Annotated in this window: 12 protein-coding genes and 1 pseudogene; 5 read left to right on the top strand and 8 right to left on the bottom strand. The window is 63.7% G+C overall.

All coding sequences use genetic code 11. The features are described from left to right. Nucleotides 1-8 precede the first annotated feature (8 nt). Nucleotides 9-1,151, bottom strand: a complete 1,143-nt coding sequence (locus tag G566_RS0110715; protein WP_029131554.1) for an acyl-CoA dehydrogenase family protein — start codon at nucleotides 1,149-1,151, stop codon at nucleotides 9-11. A 104-nt stretch (nucleotides 1,152-1,255) separates the two neighbouring features. On the opposite strand from G566_RS0110715, the gene G566_RS0110710 reads away from it, so the two are divergent. Beyond that, nucleotides 1,256-2,491, top strand: a complete 1,236-nt coding sequence (locus tag G566_RS0110710) for a dipeptidase (protein WP_022680665.1) — start codon at nucleotides 1,256-1,258, stop codon at nucleotides 2,489-2,491. Nucleotides 2,492-3,432: 941 nt separating this feature from the next. On the opposite strand, the gene G566_RS0110705 is transcribed toward G566_RS0110710, so the two are convergent. The 3 genes and pseudogenes from G566_RS0110705 to G566_RS0110695 form a co-directional block, all read right to left on the bottom strand. Beyond that, nucleotides 3,433-4,614 carry an acetyl-CoA C-acyltransferase gene (locus tag G566_RS0110705; protein ID WP_022680664.1) on the bottom strand — a complete coding sequence of 394 codons (1,182 nt, stop codon included), beginning with the start codon at nucleotides 4,612-4,614 and terminating at the stop codon, nucleotides 3,433-3,435. 114 nt (nucleotides 4,615-4,728) lie between these two features. Then, nucleotides 4,729-5,586: pseudogene (locus G566_RS14205) on the bottom strand (restriction endonuclease). A 251-nt stretch (nucleotides 5,587-5,837) separates the two neighbouring features. Next, complete coding sequence (locus G566_RS0110695; protein ID WP_022680663.1) at nucleotides 5,838-6,464, bottom strand: histidine phosphatase family protein; 627 nt, start codon at nucleotides 6,462-6,464, stop codon at nucleotides 5,838-5,840. A gap of 100 nt (nucleotides 6,465-6,564) precedes the next feature. Between G566_RS0110695 and dnaN the strand changes: the two genes are divergently transcribed. Next, on the top strand, nucleotides 6,565-7,686 hold the full coding sequence (dnaN, locus tag G566_RS0110690) for a DNA polymerase III subunit beta (RefSeq protein WP_022680662.1): 1,122 nt from the start codon (nucleotides 6,565-6,567) through the stop codon (nucleotides 7,684-7,686). Between the two features lie 93 nt (nucleotides 7,687-7,779). On the opposite strand, the gene G566_RS0110685 is transcribed toward dnaN, so the two are convergent. From G566_RS0110685 to G566_RS0110670, 4 genes are all read right to left on the bottom strand, one after another. Continuing rightward, nucleotides 7,780-8,634: a phosphodiesterase gene (locus G566_RS0110685; protein ID WP_022680661.1), complete on the bottom strand. Its 855-nt coding sequence runs from the start codon at nucleotides 8,632-8,634 to the stop codon at nucleotides 7,780-7,782. 124 nt (nucleotides 8,635-8,758) lie between these two features. Beyond that, the gene (locus G566_RS0110680; RefSeq protein ID WP_022680660.1) at nucleotides 8,759-10,690 is read right to left on the bottom strand and encodes a cytochrome c3 family protein; all 1,932 of its coding nucleotides are present in this window, start codon (nucleotides 10,688-10,690) and stop codon (nucleotides 8,759-8,761) included. A 13-nt stretch (nucleotides 10,691-10,703) separates the two neighbouring features. After that, nucleotides 10,704-11,609: a hypothetical protein gene (locus tag G566_RS0110675; protein ID WP_022680659.1), complete on the bottom strand. Its 906-nt coding sequence runs from the start codon at nucleotides 11,607-11,609 to the stop codon at nucleotides 10,704-10,706. After that, the gene (locus G566_RS0110670; protein WP_040605606.1) at nucleotides 11,609-14,143 is read right to left on the bottom strand and encodes a cyclic nucleotide-binding domain-containing protein; all 2,535 of its coding nucleotides are present in this window, start codon (nucleotides 14,141-14,143) and stop codon (nucleotides 11,609-11,611) included. Before G566_RS0110670 ends, G566_RS0110675 begins: the two co-directional genes overlap by 1 nt. 165 nt (nucleotides 14,144-14,308) lie before the next feature. Between G566_RS0110670 and G566_RS0110660 the strand changes: the two genes are divergently transcribed. Genes G566_RS0110660 through G566_RS0110650 form a run of 3 tightly spaced genes read left to right on the top strand, consistent with a single transcriptional unit; the run spans nucleotide 14,309 to nucleotide 17,302 of the window. Continuing rightward, entirely contained in the window at nucleotides 14,309-16,294 is a 1,986-nt protein-coding gene (locus G566_RS0110660; RefSeq protein WP_022680657.1) for a heme lyase CcmF/NrfE family subunit, read from the top strand. Nucleotides 16,295-16,304: 10 nt separating this feature from the next. Further along, entirely contained in the window at nucleotides 16,305-16,847 is a 543-nt protein-coding gene (locus tag G566_RS0110655) for a DsbE family thiol:disulfide interchange protein (RefSeq protein ID WP_022680656.1), read from the top strand. Next, complete coding sequence (locus tag G566_RS0110650) at nucleotides 16,844-17,302, top strand: cytochrome c-type biogenesis protein (protein WP_022680655.1); 459 nt, start codon at nucleotides 16,844-16,846, stop codon at nucleotides 17,300-17,302. Before G566_RS0110655 ends, G566_RS0110650 begins: the two co-directional genes overlap by 4 nt.

Genomic DNA, 17,302 nt, shown 5'->3' with positions numbered 1-17,302 from the left:
GAACAGCCTCAAATCGTGCGGCTCACCACCAGCTTCATGATTTCGCTGGTGCCGCCGTAAATCCGCTGCACGCGCGCGTCGCGCCACAGGCGGGCGATGGGATATTCATTCATGTAACCGGCGCCGCCGTGCAGTTGCAGCGCTTCATCGCACACGCGGCCTTGCAGTTCGGTGTGCCACAGCTTTGCGGCGCTGGCTTCGGCGTCGGTCAGCTTGCCTTCGATCAGCTTCTGCAGGCCCCAATCGATGTGGGCCCAGCCCACCTGCAATTCGGTTTTCAGGCCGGCGAGCACGAACTGGGTGTTCTGGAATTCCCACACCGTCTTGCCGAAGGCCTTGCGTTCCTTCACGAATTTCACCGCTTCATCAAAGGCGCGCTGGGCGCCGGCCTGGGCGGAAATGGCGATGGACAGGCGCTCCTGCGGCAGCTGGCTCATCAGGTAGATGAAACCCTTGTTTTCCTCGCCCAGGCAGTTGGTCATCGGCACGCGCACATCGTTGAAGAACAATTCCGACGTGTCGGCGCTGTTCTGGCCGATCTTGTCCAGGTTGCGGCCGCGGGCAAAGCCTTCACGGTCGGCTTCGACCAGGATCAGGCTGGTGCCCTTGGCGCCCTTTTCCGGATCGGTCTTGGCGACAACGATGATCAGATCGGCGTTCTGGCCGTTGGTGATATAGGTCTTGCTGCCGTTGATGACATAATGATTGCCGTCCTTGCGGGCGGTGGTCTTGATGCCCTGCAGGTCGCTGCCGGCGCCGGGCTCGGTCATGGCGATGGCGGTGATCACCTCGCCGCTGATCATCTTGGGCAGATATTTGGCCTTCTGCTCCGGCGAACCATAGGCGACGAGATAATCGGCGACGATATCGGATTGCAGCGTGATACCGGCCGACGAACCGGCATAGGCCAGTTCTTCATCGATGATGGCATTGTACCGGAAATCCAGACCCAGCCCGCCATACTCCTCCGGTACACCGGGGCACAGCATCCCGGCATCGCCGCAGGCGCGCCAGAAGTCGCGGCTCACCAGCCCCTCATCCTCGAACCGGTCGAGGTTGGGCAGCAGCTCCTTTTCGAACACCTTGCGCACCGTATCACGGAAGGCGGTTTCATCGGGGCCGTAAACGCGGCGATCATTGGCGTCGAGCATGGTTTTCTCCGGCAGTTCGTCGTTGCTGCCCTGTTTATGACGCTTGTGCCATGCGTGCGTCACCTGTCTTGCAAGAGAGGGCGGCGCGGTGTCACACTGCCGCCATGAAAACCGCTCTGTTGCTCATCGGCCTGCTGGCCGCCACCCCGGCCCTGGCGCTGGACGATCCCATGCTGAAACGCGCGGAGGCCGTGCTGAAGCGGCAGCCGATCATCGATGGCCATAATGACTATCCGGGCGCGCTGCGCGGCAGTTTCGGTGAGGGCTGGTGGAGCCAGGACCTGAAGGCTGACAGCCGCACATTCAAACGGCCGCTGATGACCGATATCACCCGCCTGCATCAGGGCCGCGTGGGCGGGCAGTTCTGGAGCGTGTATGTGGCGGCCACCGTTACCGGCCCGGCGGCAGTGAAGCAGACGATCGAGCAGATCGATATCGTGCGCGGATTCGTGGCGAAATATCCGCAGGATCTCGAACTAGCCGGCACCGCGGCCGATATCCGCCGCATCCAGAAAACCGGCAAGGTCGCCAGCCTGATGGGCGTGGAAGGCGGCAGCCAAATCGACAATTCGCTGCCCGTGCTGCGCATGTATCATGCGCTGGGCGTGCGTTACATGACGCTGACCCACACCAAGCACAATGATTGGGCCGACAGCGCCAATGAATCGCCGCGCCCGCAGCCGTTGAGCGACTATGGCAAGGCCGTGATCAAGGAGATGAACCGCATCGGCATGCTGGTTGATCTGTCCCACGTGTCGCCCGGCACGATGAAGGCGGTGCTGGCGGTGACCAAGGCGCCGGTGATCTACAGCCACTCTTCCGCCCGCGGCATCGCCGATCATGTGCGCAATGTGCCCGATGATGTGCTGCCGCTGGTGAAGGCCAATGGCGGCGTGGTGATGGCGACCTATGTGCCCGGCTTCATCAATGCGGCCCGCCAAGTCTGGGAAGCGGCCCGCGCCGGTGAACGGCAGCGGCTGGCCGCGCTGTATATCGGCCAACTGGAACGCCAAGGCGCTGCGATGGCGGAGTGGGATGCAAAGAGCCCGCGCCCGCCGGTCGGCATCGGCGACGTGGCCGATCATATCGATCGGATGGTGAAGCTGGCCGGCGTCGATCATGTCGGCATCGGCGGCGATCTGGATGGCATCGATTCCACCCCCACCGGGCTGGAAGGCGTGGAAACCTATCCGGCGCTGATCGCCGAGCTGCTGCGCCGCGGCTATTCCGAAGCCGATTGCGAGAAGATCGCCGGCGGCAATCTGCTGCGGGCGATGGAAGCAGCGGAAAAGGTGGCAGCGAGCATGGCGGGTGAAGTGCCACCGGATGTGAAGCCGTAACCCACGGTCGCTTTCTGATTGAGGCGGTCGCCGCCCCGGGTTTGACCCGGGGCCCCGCTTCCTTGGCGCCGAAAGAACAGCGGGGCCCCGGATCAAGTCCGGGGCGACGTTTCGATTTTTGTGCAACGGGGCCCAAAAGTAGCCCAAAAACACTAATGGCCGCTGGTGTCGCCACCAGCGGCCACTGTGTCGTGCCCCTCCTTGCGGAGGACATGGGCGGTCCGGTCGGCGCCTGCGCTCACAACCTCGTCGGCTGGAGCTGCGGCGGCTGGCCTCGCGCACTTCCACGGCACTTTTGCATCTGCATCCATCTCGGCCCTTCCGGGCCTGCTTGTCTGCAGTGCCGGACCTTTTCGCTCCACCCGCTCGGCCTTGCGTGTCGGCTTGCGCCTGCCGCCTGGTCTTTGGGTGGGCGCATTGGCCCACGGCTGGTATCCTTGTCCCTCGCCCTTGCGGCCCTGCTTGCGCGGAACCGCTCATGGCTGCGGACTGGCCTTCCATCCGCTTGGCTGCTGCCCTTGCCATTGCACCCAGAACATACCTGTGAAGGTTCGGCCCGGTGGCTTCGGGTGCGGAGATGCTTTGCGGAACCTCCGTTCCCTCCATTTCCGGGCCTGGGGTTGCCCCCGTGCCCGTGGCGCTTTGGCTGGCGTTTCAGCCCTGGCTGGTGGTCGTTTCCGGCGTCGTTCAGGCCTGATTTTCATCAGTCCAGCTCTTCCGCCCTCACGGGGTCTCCAGCCACACCACTTGCCGATTTCAATTCCCACCCGAAGGCAAGAATATACGTCTTCAATGGCGATAACCGCTTCATTTCGTTGGCATTTCTGCCGCCGTCAATTCCCGGCTACAAGTGAATGCTCTCACCTTCTGGGTGAGTCGTCAAAGCAAAATTTTCACCATCCAGCCTGTGGATAACGGGGATAACGGGGATGGAATCGGGCTTAGATCAATTCCACCGCAATCGCCATGGCTTCACCGCCACCGATGCACAGGGCCGCTACTCCGCGCTTGCCGCCCGTCCGCTCCAGCGCCGCCAGCAGGGTCGCCACGATGCGCGCACCCGATGCGCCGATCGGGTGGCCCAGTGCGCAGGCGCCGCCGTGGATATTGAGCTTCTCATGCGGGATGGCCAGATCGTGCATGGCGATCATCGCCACCGCCGCAAACGCTTCGTTCACTTCAAACAGGTCCACATCCGCCACCGTCCATCCCGCCTTGGCCAGCACCTTCTGGATCGCCGGTACCGGCGCCGTGGTGAACTTGGCCGGTTCATGCGCGTGGGCGGCATGGGCGACAATGCGCGCCTTCACGCTCAATCCCTGCGCGTCGGCCACGCTCGCCCGCGTCAGCACCAGTGCGGCGGCACCATCACTGATCGAGGAGGCGTTGGCCGCCGTGATGGTGCCATCCTTGGCAAAGGCTGGCTTTAACGTCGGGATCTTGTCCGGCCGGGCCTTGCCGGGCTGTTCGTCGGTGTCGATCAGCACCTCGCCACCCTTGCCCGGCACCGCCACCGGCACGATCTCGCCGGCAAAGGCGCCGCTGGCAATCGCCGCCTGCGCGCGGCCCAGGCTGGCGATGGCAAAATCATCCTGCGCTTGCCGCGTGAACTGGTAATCGCGCGCGCTCTCCTCTGCGAAACTGCCCATCAACCGGCCGGGGTCATAGGCATCCTCCAGCCCATCCAGATACATCGAGTCTTTAATGGCATCATGGCCAATCCGCGCGCCGCCGCGATGCTTCAACAGCAGATAGGGCGCATTGGTCATGCTCTCCATGCCGCCCGCAATGATCACATTGGCGCTGCCCGCGGCCAACGCATCATGCGCCATGATCATCGCCTGCATGCCGCTGCCACACATCTTGTTGATGGTCACCGCCTCCACATGCAACGGCAACCCGGCCCCCAACGCCGCCTGCCGCGCCGGCGCCTGGCCCAACCCACCCGGCAACACACACCCCATCACGATCTGATCCACCGCCATGGGCGAAACCCCCGCCCGCGCCACCGCCGCCTGCACGGCCGCCGCGCCCAACTCGGTCGCCTTCAAACCCGAAAGCGCGCCGTGGAACCCACCCATCGGCGTGCGGGCATAGCTAGCGATGACGATGGGATCAGACATGGTGGGGACTCCGGTTGCTGTGAGCGCCTTTTACGAGGGTGAGGTTACGGGAGGAAGGGAGAAAGCGGGCCTCCGGCGGGCAGGGTCGTGGACCCTGCACCCGTTCGTTTTCGGCTAAATCGTGGACAAAAAGGTCATATCGACGCTGACCTCTTCTGTTCGCACCTCGCGAACAGTGACGCCAAGTTGCCGCTCCTTAAGGAGGTCGCACAGGAGTTCCCCGTCAACTAGGTCGATTGCAGGAGCGCCGTCTCTTGTCGCCTCACGTCTAGCATCGGCTGTAAAACTACCAGTGGTAATAATTAGCCCTTTATCGGCACGTCCCTACATTGCGCCTCGAAAATCGCGCACGATTGGTGAGGTGACAGCGCCCGCGTACCGCTTGCACTGAAACAAAACCTGGAACGAAATCAGGTTCATGCGAAGAACGCCGACTCCGTCGATTCCGCCATCCGCAGATTTGCCTGTAACTTCCACTTTGACGAAGCCGCTTTCACGAAGAAGCCTCTGGCAGAGCCGCTCGAATGCGGTCGGGTCCATGCCCTTGAGCGCTGAAAGCAACTGATCCCGCCAATCCCCTACGCCTTCAGTCGGAGCTGAGGCTTCAAAGGAAAGCTCGTCTGGCGATATCTCCTCCGCAGCGCTTGCTTCTGATGCCGCCCTACGCCGAGCATTATACTCGCGCATTGCTGACGCGACCCCAGTATGAATGGCCGCTTCACCGTCTGAGAGTGCACGTCGGCCGGATTCAGTCAGCAACCATACCCCCCGGCGCTCATTTGCTAGGAAACCAGCTACTTTTAAGTAGCTGCGCGCCCAAGCCATCTTGTTGAGGATAATCGGCGTCCCGCTCTTTTCGTGGGCTTCGGCGAGATCAGCGTCGTTGAACGCGAACTCGTCAACTAGTCGCTGCTCCATCTCCTCAATTGATGCCGATCCGCCTAACGCTTCAAGCAGGCGAAGGATTGGCAGATAAAAATCGTCTTTGCGGAGTTATTGCACGTTCATCGACAAGAACATCCCATTTTCGTTGCGATTATCAGGATGGCTCGCGTCTTTGCAATCAAAAGACGGGTACCAAATGACCGAAACAAACGCTTATACGGCTGATAGCTGAACCGCTGCTCAACACTTCAATTCCACCACCAAGCGCCGCCCAAAATCAAACGGGTGCAGGGACTGCGTCCCTGCCCGCCGGAGGCTCTACCCCTGACTGAAACCCTTCAGGCCGCCCGCACGCCCTGCACGCCGCTGCCCACGTGCAGCATGGTTTCGGCGCCATCGCGAATATGGAACACCGTGCCTTGCGGCGCATCGGCGGCGACGGGGACGCCTTGCCAATCCTGCCCGCCCACCAGGATGCCGCGCAGCACGCGGGCGGTGATGCCGTGGCTGATCACCAGCAGGGGTCGCGTCATGTCCAGCCCGGCCAGCCAGTCGGTCAGGCGGGCGGCGATTTCGGGGAACCATTCGCCGCCGGGTGGTGGCACGCGGAACAGGCGGCGATCGGGGCAGACGATGTGTTCGCCAAGGTCAGCGACGATATCGGCGTAGTAGCGGCCTTCCCACTGGCCGACGTCGATTTCGAGCAGGCGTGTGTCTTGCCGCCAATCAAAGAAGGGCACGCCCAGATGCTCGCCTACGATGGCGGCGGTTTGCTGGGTGCGGCCGGAGGGGGAGACCCAGAAATCGCGATCCGGCGCTTCGCCCAGGGTTTCGCGCAGGGCGGCGCCCATGGCTTCGGCCTGGGCGATGCCGCTGCGGGTGAGCGGGGTGTGCGCCATGTGGCCCTGCATGCGGGCGGCGGCGTTGAACACGGTTTCGGCGTGGCGGGCGAGAATCAGATCCATCTGCCATTCATAGGCCCATTTCCCCGCACATCGCCACTACCACCGTGCGCGTTTGTGGCTATAGTGCCGCCATCTTCACCATTTCGTTACAGGGATCAGAATGAAGGCCACCGTTGAGCGCGCAACCCTGCTGAAGTGCCTGGGCCATATCCAGTCGGTGGTGGAGCGTCGCAACACCATCCCGATCCTTTCGAACGTGCTGATCGAAGCGCGCGCCGATGGCCTGCGGTTGATGGCGACCGATCTTGATCTGCAGGTGGTGGAAAATATCCCCGCCGCGATCGATCTGAACGGCGCCACCACGGTTTCGGCGCACACGCTGTTCGATATCGTGCGCAAGCTGCCCGAGGGCTCGCAGGTTGAACTCGCCGTTTCGGGTGACCGCATGAGCGTGAATGCCGGCCGCAGCCGGTTCAGCCTGGCGACGTTGAAGCGCGATGATTTCCCGGTGATCGCCGAAACCGATCTGCCGGTGCGCTTCACGCTTTCGGCCGGTGAACTGAAGGAATTGATCGACGCGGTGAAGTTTGCGATCTCCACCGAGGAAACCCGTTATTATCTGAATGGTATCTATCTACATGCCACCACGGGCCCGTCGCCCAAGCTGCGCGGCGTTGCCACCGATGGCCACCGCCTTGCCCGCATCGAGCTGGATCTGCCGGATGGCGCGGCCGACATGCCGGGCGTCATCGTGCCGCGCAAATGCGTGAACGAAGTGCGCAAGCTGCTGGATGAAATGGCCGCTGATGCGCCGGTGGAAATCGGCCTGTCGCCCGCAAAAGTCCGGTTCCGCTTCTCGGCGGATTCGACGCTGACCAGCAAGCTGATCGACGGCACCTTCCCGGATTATACCCGCGTGATCCCGACGGCGAACGACAAGTTGCTGAAGATCGATGCCAAGGTGCTGGCCGAAGGCGTGGACCGCGTGGCCGCCATCGCCACCACCGAAAAGACCCGCGCGGTGAAGCTGGCGCTGGGCCGGGACAAGGTCACGCTGTCGGTCACCAGCCCGGAGAACGGCACCGCTTCGGAAGAAGTGCCGGCCGATTATGCCGCCGCCGACATCGAGGTGGGCTTCAACTATCGCTACCTGCTCGATATCCTCGGCCAGGTTGGCAGCGATCTGGTGGATGTGCACCTGGCTGATGCCTCGGCACCAACGCTGATCCGTGAGAATGACGAGGCCAAGGCGCTTTACGTCCTCATGCCCATGCGTGTGTGAAGCGAGCGAAAGCGAGCGAAAAAAAGGGCGGCCCCAACAGGCCGCCCTTTTTCGTTTCGTTTGACGGCGCGGCTTTGCCACTGGCCGTCCGGCTCACTGCGCCTCGGTGCGCTCTGCCAGGATATGCTGAACCGTCGGCTGCATGCGCGCGTTGTAGCGGGCCAGCACCGGGTGTTCGCCGCCGGCGCAGAAATGGCTGATCAGGTCGCGCCCAGTCCAGTAATGCAGCGCAAAGCCAGGCGGTTCAGCCACGATCATGTCGCGGCCATCGGGATTCTCACCGTCGATCTCGCGAAAATCGATGGCGACTTGCGGCGCCGATGAGGGACACACGGCGAGCGTGGTGCCGTGCCAGCCGGTGACGATGGCGCGATGGAGGTGCCCGGTGATCATGCGGATGATCTGCGGGTGGCGGCGCACCACTTCGGCCAGGCGCTGTACCCAGGGTGCATGCAGATCCTCGGTCATCCAGCCGTTGCCGCTTTCGATTGGCGGGTGATGGAGGACAAGCACGGTCGGCCGATTGTCTTCCAGCAGCGTTTCATCCAGCCACGTGGCCTGTTCGGCGGAAAGCGCGCCGCCGTGGTGCCCTTCCTGCAGCGTGTCGAGCACCACGAAGCGCAGCGGGCCGTGCACGAAGGCATATTGCACATGGCCGGTGCCGCTCACCGGCACATCGGGAAAGACGCTGCGGAAATTGGCCCTGAGATCATGATTGCCCAGCGCGAAATGCACCGGAAACGGCAGACGTTCGGCGATGCTTTTCAGGGTCTCATAAGACGTGATGCTGCCGCTTTCGCTGAGATCGCCGGTGGCCAGCAACAGATCGGGCTGCGGAGTGAGCGCCAGCAGCGATTCCACCACCTCGTCGAAGCGCTTGCGGTTCATTTCCGCCGGATCATCCGGCTGGAAACCAAGGTGGATATCGGTCACCTGGGCAATCAGCATCTCGCGCCTCTATGCGTCGACTCACAACGCGCGGGCTGCCCCCCAGATGGCCGTTGCCTGACCAGATACGGCACGAAGGCAGCAACTGACGCAACGATGCGGCGATGATAAGGGGCGCCGCGCATCAGGCCGGTGTCTGCCGGCTGCGGCCAGCAGCCTGCCGCCCGGCAACCCGGGCGGGTTGGACATGGCCGGCGGGGAGCGCACCTGTGGGCGCAACCCCATCATGAAAGCCATGGCAGGTGTCGCAACTGGCGCCGGCCTTGGCCGTAGTGCTGAGCAGGGTCTTCGCCGGAGCGCCGTGGCATTCGCGGCAATTGGCAACGCCGGGAATGTTCACGTCGGTGGAGACCTTGGATTTCGTCACGCCGGTGTGGCAGGCGACACAGGCGGCCTGGCCGGTCTTGGCGTCATAGCTCTTGTGCTTGCCATGCGGGAACTGGCCCTGCGGCAGATAATGATCGTTGATGCTGACCGGGGCGATGGCGAAACGCCGGGTGAGATCGGCTGCACCGGTATCCGTGACGACATGGCATTCCGTGCACAGGCCCTTGCCGGTAAACACGCTCACCACGGCCGCCTGGGCGCGGGCCGCCGGATTGCCGCCGGGCAGCGGCGGCGGCGCCTTGCCGGGCAGGTGACGATCAAAGCTCAGGCGTTGCACACCAGCGCGCGGCGCAAAGCTTTCGGACAGGGTGAAATCGCGGATGATGCCGGCCACCTGGGCGGGTTTGCCGTGCGGCAGTGTGCGGACGGTGCCGCCATCGCGGGCAAAGGCCAAATCGTGGCAGGCGCCGCAATTGGCTTCCATGTCGATCGGTTTGAACCGCACCTGGTCACTATCGGCCTTGTGGCAGTAGCTGCAGGGCAGGGCGCCATCGGCACCCTGCGGCAGCCGCTGTTTCTGTGCCATGTTGGCAACCGCGTTGGTGGTGGATTGGTGGATGTCGTGCGGGTAGATCAGCCCCGATTTCTCCCGCGCGCCGGCGAGGGCGGTGCGGGTGAAGACCGGCTTGTCCGCCGATGGCGAGGAGACCAGCGTGGCCCGGAAATCCGGGTGCTTGGCCCAGCCCGGCACGTTGGCGACCGCCGTATCGGCAAGGCGCGATTTCAGGCCGCCGTGGCAATCGGTGCAGAAGCTTTCCGCCACGGTCATGACGGTGGCTGCGCCTTCATGTTCCTTGTGGCAGCTGGTGCAGCGGCCCTGCGGCAGATTGAAGGCGCTGTGCGCGGCGCCCATCACGCCGCCGTCGGGCAGCCGGCCCTTGGCCATGCGTGCCGGTGCAGCGTGATCGGGCAGGGCCGAAGCCGTGTGGCACGCCTGGCAGGCGCCATCGGTCACTGAAACAAACGCCTTCTGGTGACAGGCGCTGCAATTGTTGGACAGGCTGGCGTGGGCATCTGAGAGCGTGCCGCTCGACCAGCTTTCATCCGGGGCAAAGCCGCCGGCAGCCGCGGGCCGGGCCGTGGGGACAGACAATTTTCCATCACCAAAGCCCTGGCCGGGGGTGACCGGCCGGGCGGCTTCAGCCACCATCGTCTGGGGCAGTGCGGGTTCGCCTTCACCGATGAAGTGGAACAGCGGCACCAGCAACAGCAGCACCAGCACCGCCAGCCCGCCAATCCACGCCATGCGGCGCTTGGTCGGCATCGCGCCGGAAAGCGAGAAGATGCTGGTTTCATGCGCCGCATCGGCGGCTTCGATCGGCGGCACCACGCGTTCGGCGGTGATGGCAACGGCGCCGTCCTCCCCGGGGGACAGCGACAGCCGGAACGGGCCGATATCGATGGTGGGATTCTCGGCCACGGCCAGATCGGCGCGGGTGACGAACTTGCCGCCCACTTCCACCGGCACACCGCCGGTGGTTTCCACACTTACCTTGCCGGCGGTAATCTGCACCAGCCGGGCGTGGCGCAGCATCACGGCCAGATCGGCCAGCTGGATATCGCAATCCGTGCCTCTGCCAACGGTCAATTCGGCCTGCACCAACGTGCGGGTGCGAATGATGTCCCCACCATCGGCGCGCTTGGCGACCTGGCGAACGATAAAGCTCATGCCCGCCTCCCCCTTACCAGTACAGGAACACGGAAATGATGTGCGCCAGCAATGCTGCCAGCAGCGCGATCGTTACCGGCACATGCACGTAAAGCCACAATTCCAATTGAGTTTTCATACGTATATGGCGGCGGGCCTGGGCCAGCGCCGCCTCCTTCCTTTCCAGCAGGAATTCGATCTGCTCCAGGCGATCATCGACCCGGCCGGTGCGCCGGCCAGTCATCACCTTTTCGATGATGATCGCCAGCGCCCGGGCGTTGCCATCATTGGCGTAATTGCCCGACAAACGCTGGCCCAGCGAACCGGCGATGCGGCAATCTTCCAGGCTCATCCGCACCAGCGCCGCGTCGTCGGCATCCAGCGGCTGTGCGGCTATGTCGAGCTGACGATCGAGGGTGCGGATTGCTTCCAGCATCTGCAACTGCGTGACCTCGCCGCGGTTGGCCGACAAGCGTTCGGGCAGGGTCGCATAGAGGCTGATGCCCCACAGGCCAGACAGGATTACGATCATCATGAGCGCCCACGCCAGCGTGTGCACGTTCCAGCCCAGCTGGAAGCCGGTGTGCAGCGTGCCCACGACGATCAGCGACAGACCCAGATAGACGTGCGCACTGGTCCAGCCCTTCAGGCTGAACGGCTTTGATCCGATCACGCGCTTGCGTACGCCCAGCAGCGACAGCCAGACGATCATGCCGGCGCCGATGCTGCCGAGCAGATAGCCCAGCCAGGTGCCGCCATTGTGGCGCGGCACCGGATCGGTGAGCAGATAAGCGCCGAGGGCCACCACGCTCAGGGTGATCGCCACCTTGGCCCAGCGCCCGCGCTTGTGATTGAGGAAGCCCTCGTGCGCGGTGTCACGCGGCGCGCGAGTGACGGCCTTGCCGGTCATCGCCCGGCTGGCCTGTGTCTTGCTGGCCATCAGCGGTCCTCCCGTTTCATCAGGGCGACACCGAGGAATTGTTCCGGCGAGACACGAATGGCAGCGCCAGTGGGGCAAGAGCGCACGCAGGCCGGGCCGCCTTCTTGGCCCGAACACATGTCGCACTTTATCGCCTTCTTGGCCTTTTCGGCATAGGCGGGATCATGTTTCTTGGCCCATTTGTGGCTGGCTTCGCCGGGGCCGGGGCCGCTGCCGAACATGAACCAGCTGAGCAGCCACGGCTTTTTCGGCGGCGTCTTGTCGAGCCGGATCACGCCATAGGGGCAGTTGCGCTGGCAGTTGCCGCAGCCGATGCAGGTTTCATCAATATAGACTTCGCCGGTGGGCCCGCGGTGGATGGCGTTGGGCGGGCAATCGGCCATGCAGTGCGGATGTTCGCAGTGGCGGCAGCTGGTCGGCACATGCAGATGGGCATAGGTGCGCCCGGCCTCGCGATCCAGCCGCGACAGGCCGTCATGCGTATCGGCGCAGGCCTTCTCGCAATTGTCGCAACCAACGCACAATTTCTCATCGATGAGCAGCACGTCGGTGGCTTCACCCAGGCCCTGTTCCACCAGGAAGTTTGCCACCCCGGTGTACATGTCGACCACGCCGGAGAAGCTGTCCTTCTTGGATTCGACAAAATTGTTGAGCTGGGTGCGGCTGGCCATTTCGCCGCGCAACTTGTCGAGCAATTGCGGCTTGGTGGCGAGCAGCGCGCGGAACGGTTCGCCCGAAAGGCGGATCACGTCGCTCTTCACCGCCGCGCGCACCGTGGCAGAACGCGCACTGCCGTCGATCACGCTCATCTCGCCAACAAAGCTGCCGGCGGGAACATAACTGAGGAACACCGGTTTGCCGCCGATCGACTTTTCCACCACCATCGAGCCGGAGCGGATGATGAAGATGTCGTCGCCGGTTTCGCCTTCCTTGATGATGGCCTGGCCGGAACGGATGGTTTCCACCTTGGCGCCGGCGATCACGTCGACCAGATCGGCGGGCGCGAGGCCTGATTTGAAGATCTGCAGCAAGGTGCGTTCGGTGTTGATGCGGGTGATCTCGCGCGATGCCGATGGCACCTGGCTCATCAGTTTCAGCGCGGCATTGCGGCTGATTTCCACCACGATGGTATCGCGCGCGGCCTTGATGGTCGCCCCGCGCCGCCGGCCGGAAATCAGGCCGACTTCGCCAAAAATCTGCCCGGTGCCGATTGACACGGTTATGGACGGATCGTTTGGATTCACTTCCACCACCACCTCGCCATCGGCAATGCCGAACAGCGATGAACCGGGGGCGTTGCGTTCGAAGATCACCTCACCCTGCGCATAACGCTTCACGCTCGAGTCCAGCATGAATTCGCGTATCTGCAGGCTGCTCATGCCATTCAGGATCGAAACGCTTGTCCGCAAATATTCCAGCCATTCGGCAACGCTGCGCTTGCCGGGCAGGCCGGCAAATTTGGCTTCCAGGATCGGTTCGTCGGCGGGCTTGAGATCGAGATTGCCGTTGATGAACTCCACCACGTCGTGGCCCTGGTTCATGCAGTGCTTGATCAAAGGATAGCCGGCCAGCGCGCCGGTGACATAGATGCCCGGCGCGGTCGATTCGAAGGTGGCGGAAAGCTTGGGGAAGGCGAGCCGGTCGGCGCTGGCAAATTCGATGCCGCAGCCTTCGACAAAGCTGCGCGGCGGTGCCGAACCGATACGGGCGATAATCCGGTCGCAGCGCGCCCGCACTTCGCCATCGCGGGTTTCAACCGTAATGAAGCCGGGTTCCACCGCTGTGGTGTTGGCTTCGGCCATGATGCTGATGCGCCCCGAATCGCGCGCCGCCATCAGCGCCTTGACGTTAGCATCCTTGGCGGTGGGGAAATCGGCAGTACGGTTGATCAGCGTGACCGTGTTGTTCTGCGCCGGATCGGCGCACAGGCCCAGCGCATTTTCGATCCCGGCATCGCCGCCGCCGATCACAAAGATATGTTCGTCGGTATATTCGGTGGGATCGTCGAGCTGGTACTGGACATGAGGCAGGTTGCCACCCGGGCAGCCCATCAGATTGGGGTTGCCCTGGGTGCCGAGCGCCATGATCACGGTTTCGGCCATGATCTCTTCGCCGCTCACCAGCGTCAGGCGATAGGGCGGGGCGTTGCGCTGCAGTTCGGTCGTGCTGGTCGTGCCATCGCGGTTGCGGCTCACGATCGGCATCACCGATCCGGGGATGGGCGCGCCGGTGCCAACGATGTTCTTCACTTCAGCGCCGTGCTTGACGTTCACGCCGGCGGCGGCCGTCTGCTCATTCCAGGTGCCCAGAATAACCTCGCGCTTGCCGGCTTCGAAATCCAGCGGCGAGCGCAGAACCAGTTGCGATGGCGTTGCCATCACATGCTTGCCCTTCTGGTATTTGTAGATCGTATCCGACAGATGGTCGGTCTTTTCGAGCAGGATATGGCTCAGCCCCAACTTGGCAGCATGAGCCGCTGCCGAAAGCCCGGCAGGCCCCGATCCCACAATCGCGATGCGGTACGTCGTCACAATGATCTTGCCCCCCCCGGGCTCACACCCTTCGATTCAAAGCCTGTAGCAGCGCTTTGATTCCAGATAAATCCCTAGCATCTTCATACGTATCGGCTAGAGCAAGAATGCAAGCAGAGGCAATATTTCGCCATTCTGCCGCCGCCAACCGTTGGAGACCACCCGCAGATGCTTGCCGAAATCGGCCATTTCGCCCTGATCCTCACCTTGCTGGTGGCGGTTGCGCAAGCGGTGCTGCCGATGCTGGGCGCGATCCGCGGGGATGCGGCGCTGATGGCGTTCGGGCGCAGCGCGGCGGCCTTGCAGGCTTTGCTGATCGCCATCAGCTTTGGCTGCCTGATGACGCTGTTCGGCCAGGCCGATTTCTCGGTCAAGCTGGTCGCCAATCACAGCGCCCTGTCGCAACCGCTGCCCTACCGGCTGGCGGCGACGTGGGGCAATCACGAAGGCTCCATGCTGCTGTGGGTGCTGGTGCTGTCGATCTATGGTGCTGGCATCGCGCGCTTTGGCGACAATCTGCGCGTCACGCTGCAGGCGCGCATCCTTTCGGTGCAGGCGATGATCAGCGTTGCCTTCCTTGCCTTTGCGTTGTTCACGTCCAACCCGTTTGAGCGCCTGTTCCCGGTGCCGCTCGACGGCGCGGAATTGAACCCGTTGCTCCAGGATCCCGGCCTCGTCTTCCACCCGCCGCTGCTGTACCTGGGATATGTCGGCTTTTCCGTCACCTTCAGCTTTGCCGTCGCTGCCTTGCTGGAAGGCCGTGCCGATCCGGCGTGGGCGCGCTGGATGCGGCCGTGGGTGCTGGCGGCCTGGGTGCCGCTTACATGCGGCATCACGCTGGGCAGTTTCTGGGCCTATTACGAACTGGGCTGGGGCGGCTGGTGGTTCTGGGATCCGGTGGAAAATGCCAGCTTCATGCCATGGCTGATCGGCACGGCGCTGCTGCATTCGGCCATCGTCACCGAAAAGCGCGGCAGCCTCGCCGGTTGGACAATCCTGCTCGCCATTCTCGCCTTCTCGCTGTCGCTGATCGGCACCTTCCTTGTCCGCTCCGGCATTCTCACTTCGGTGCATGCCTTTGCGGTCGATCCGGAACGCGGCGTGTTCATCCTCGCCATGATCATCGGCGCCACCGGCACGGCACTGGCGCTGTTTGCCGCCCGCGCGCCGATGCTGCGTTCCGGCGCCCTGTTTGGCAGCATCAGCCGTGAATCGGGGCTCACCTTCAACAATCTGCTGCTGATGGCGCTCACCGCGGTGGTGTTCCTCGGCACCTTCTATCCGGTGATTATGGAAGCCGTGTCGCCCACCAACAAGATTTCGGTCGGCCCGCCCTATTACAACCTCGTCTTCGTGCCGCTGGTGGCGCCGCTGCTCATCCTCGTCACCATCGGGCCGATGCTGTCATGGAAGCGCGATGATCTGGCGGTGCTGGGCAAGAAACTGCTGGTGCCGGTGGCCGTGATCGCGGCGCTGCTTGCCGGGCTGACTCTATGGCTGGGCGCGGCGCAGGTCGTGGCCGCGTTAGGTCTCGCGCTCGGCGGCTGGCTGGTGCTGGGCGCTGTGCTCGTGCTGGTGCGGCGCTGGTGGGGCGCGGGCGGCTTTTCGTGGCGGCTGGTGCGCACCACGCCGGCGGCGACCGTCGGGCTTGTATTGGCCCACGCTGGTCTGGGTTTCACCACTGCCGGTATCGCGACGATGACGAGTTTTGCCGCTGAAAAGATCCTGGTGATGCGCCCCGGTGAAACGGCCGCAGCCGGACCGGTGAGCGTCACCATGCTGGGCGCCGAGGAAGTGGACGGCGCCAATTATCGTGCCCTGCGCGCCCGCTTCACGGTCAGCCAGAACGGCAACGAACACGCGCTGGTATCCGAACGCCGGATTTACACCGTTTCGGGCAGCCAGACGACGGAAGCCGGCATCGGCGTGTCGCCGCTGGGCAATCAATATGTCGCCATCGGCGATGTGCAGCAGGATGCACGCGGGCAGGGGCTGGTGGTGCGCATCTACTGGCATCCCCTCGTGGGCTGGATCTGGTTTGGCGGGCTCCTCATGGCGATGGGCGGCGCGGCCAGCCTGGCCGATCGCCGCTTCCGCATCGGCGCGCCGCAGGTGCGGTCACCCCTTGCGCCCACTCTGGTTCCGGCGGAATAAGCGGCCCATCATGAAGCGTGTGTTGTTCATCCTGCCGGTCATCGCCTTTGCCGGGCTTGCCGCCTTTCTGGGCTTTGGCCTGACGCAGGACCCCAAGGAACTGCCGAGCCAGTTGATCGACCGGCCGTTGCCCGAATTCGTACTGCCCGGCATCACCGATGCACCGGGCGGTGGTCCGGGCCTGGCCAGCGCCAGCTTCAAGGGCGAACCGCGGCTGCTCAACGTGTGGGCAAGCTGGTGCGCCGCCTGCCCGCAGGAACACCCCGTGCTGGAACGCATTGCCGCCGAAGGCTTCCCCGTTTATGGCATCGCCTGGAAGGACAAGCCGGAAGACAGCCGCGCTTTCCTCGCGCGCTACGGCGATCCCTATTCCGGCATGGGCAGTGATTTCCCCGGTCGCACCGCCATTGATCTGGGCGTGACCGGTGCGCCGGAGACGTTCGTGGTCGACAAGAAGGGCCGGGTCCGCTTCAAGCAGATCGGCCCGATCAGCCCGGAAGTGTGGGAAGGCCAGATCAGGCCGCTGATGCAGAAATTGCGAGCCGAAGCATGAAGCGCGCGTTGCTTGCCCTGGCGCTGATGCTGGCCACCCCGGCGGCTGCCGTGCTGCCCGATGAAATGCTGCCTGATGCAGCGCAGGAAGCCCGCGCCCGCGCCATTTCCAAGGATTTGCGCTGCGTTGTCTGCCAGAACCAGTCCATCGACGACAGCGATGCGCCGCTTGCCCGCGATCTGCGGGTACTGGTGCGCGAACAGATCGCCAGGGGCAGCAGCGATGCCGAAGTGCGCGACTATGTCGTGGCGCGGTACGGCAATTTCGTGCTGCTGAAACCGCCGATGGAAGGCGACACGCTGCTGCTGTGGCTGGGGCCGTTCGCGATCCTGTTGCTGGGCGGCGCCGGCCTGATTTTCTGGCAACGGCGCAAGCCCGTTGCAACGCCTGATGCCACCCCGCTCACCGAGGCTGAACGCGCCGAGCTTGACCGGCTGGCGGGCCCCCAAGACTGA

This window comes from Sandarakinorhabdus limnophila DSM 17366, assembly GCF_000420765.1.
GTDB lineage: Bacteria > Pseudomonadota > Alphaproteobacteria > Sphingomonadales > Sphingomonadaceae > Sandarakinorhabdus > Sandarakinorhabdus limnophila.
The sequence above is the reverse complement of the archived record's forward strand: the minus strand, read 5'-3'. Positions and strand labels throughout refer to the sequence as shown.

Bases quoted from the DNA above. Each gene is read 5' to 3' on its own strand.
- G566_RS0110715 (WP_029131554.1), bottom strand. From the start codon at position 1,151: ATGCTCGACGCCAATGATCGCCGCGTTTACGGCCCCGATGAAACCGCC.
- G566_RS0110710 (WP_022680665.1), top strand. From the start codon at position 1,256: ATGAAAACCGCTCTGTTGCTCATCGGCCTGCTGGCCGCCACCCCGGCC.
- G566_RS0110705 (WP_022680664.1), bottom strand. From the start codon at position 4,614: ATGTCTGATCCCATCGTCATCGCTAGCTATGCCCGCACGCCGATGGGT.
- G566_RS0110695 (WP_022680663.1), bottom strand. From the start codon at position 6,464: ATGGATCTGATTCTCGCCCGCCACGCCGAAACCGTGTTCAACGCCGCC.
- dnaN (WP_022680662.1), top strand. From the start codon at position 6,565: ATGAAGGCCACCGTTGAGCGCGCAACCCTGCTGAAGTGCCTGGGCCAT.
- G566_RS0110685 (WP_022680661.1), bottom strand. From the start codon at position 8,634: ATGCTGATTGCCCAGGTGACCGATATCCACCTTGGTTTCCAGCCGGAT.
- G566_RS0110680 (WP_022680660.1), bottom strand. From the start codon at position 10,690: ATGAGCTTTATCGTTCGCCAGGTCGCCAAGCGCGCCGATGGTGGGGAC.
- G566_RS0110675 (WP_022680659.1), bottom strand. From the start codon at position 11,609: ATGGCCAGCAAGACACAGGCCAGCCGGGCGATGACCGGCAAGGCCGTC.
- G566_RS0110660 (WP_022680657.1), top strand. From the start codon at position 14,309: ATGCTTGCCGAAATCGGCCATTTCGCCCTGATCCTCACCTTGCTGGTG.
- G566_RS0110655 (WP_022680656.1), top strand. From the start codon at position 16,305: ATGAAGCGTGTGTTGTTCATCCTGCCGGTCATCGCCTTTGCCGGGCTT.
- G566_RS0110650 (WP_022680655.1), top strand. From the start codon at position 16,844: ATGAAGCGCGCGTTGCTTGCCCTGGCGCTGATGCTGGCCACCCCGGCG.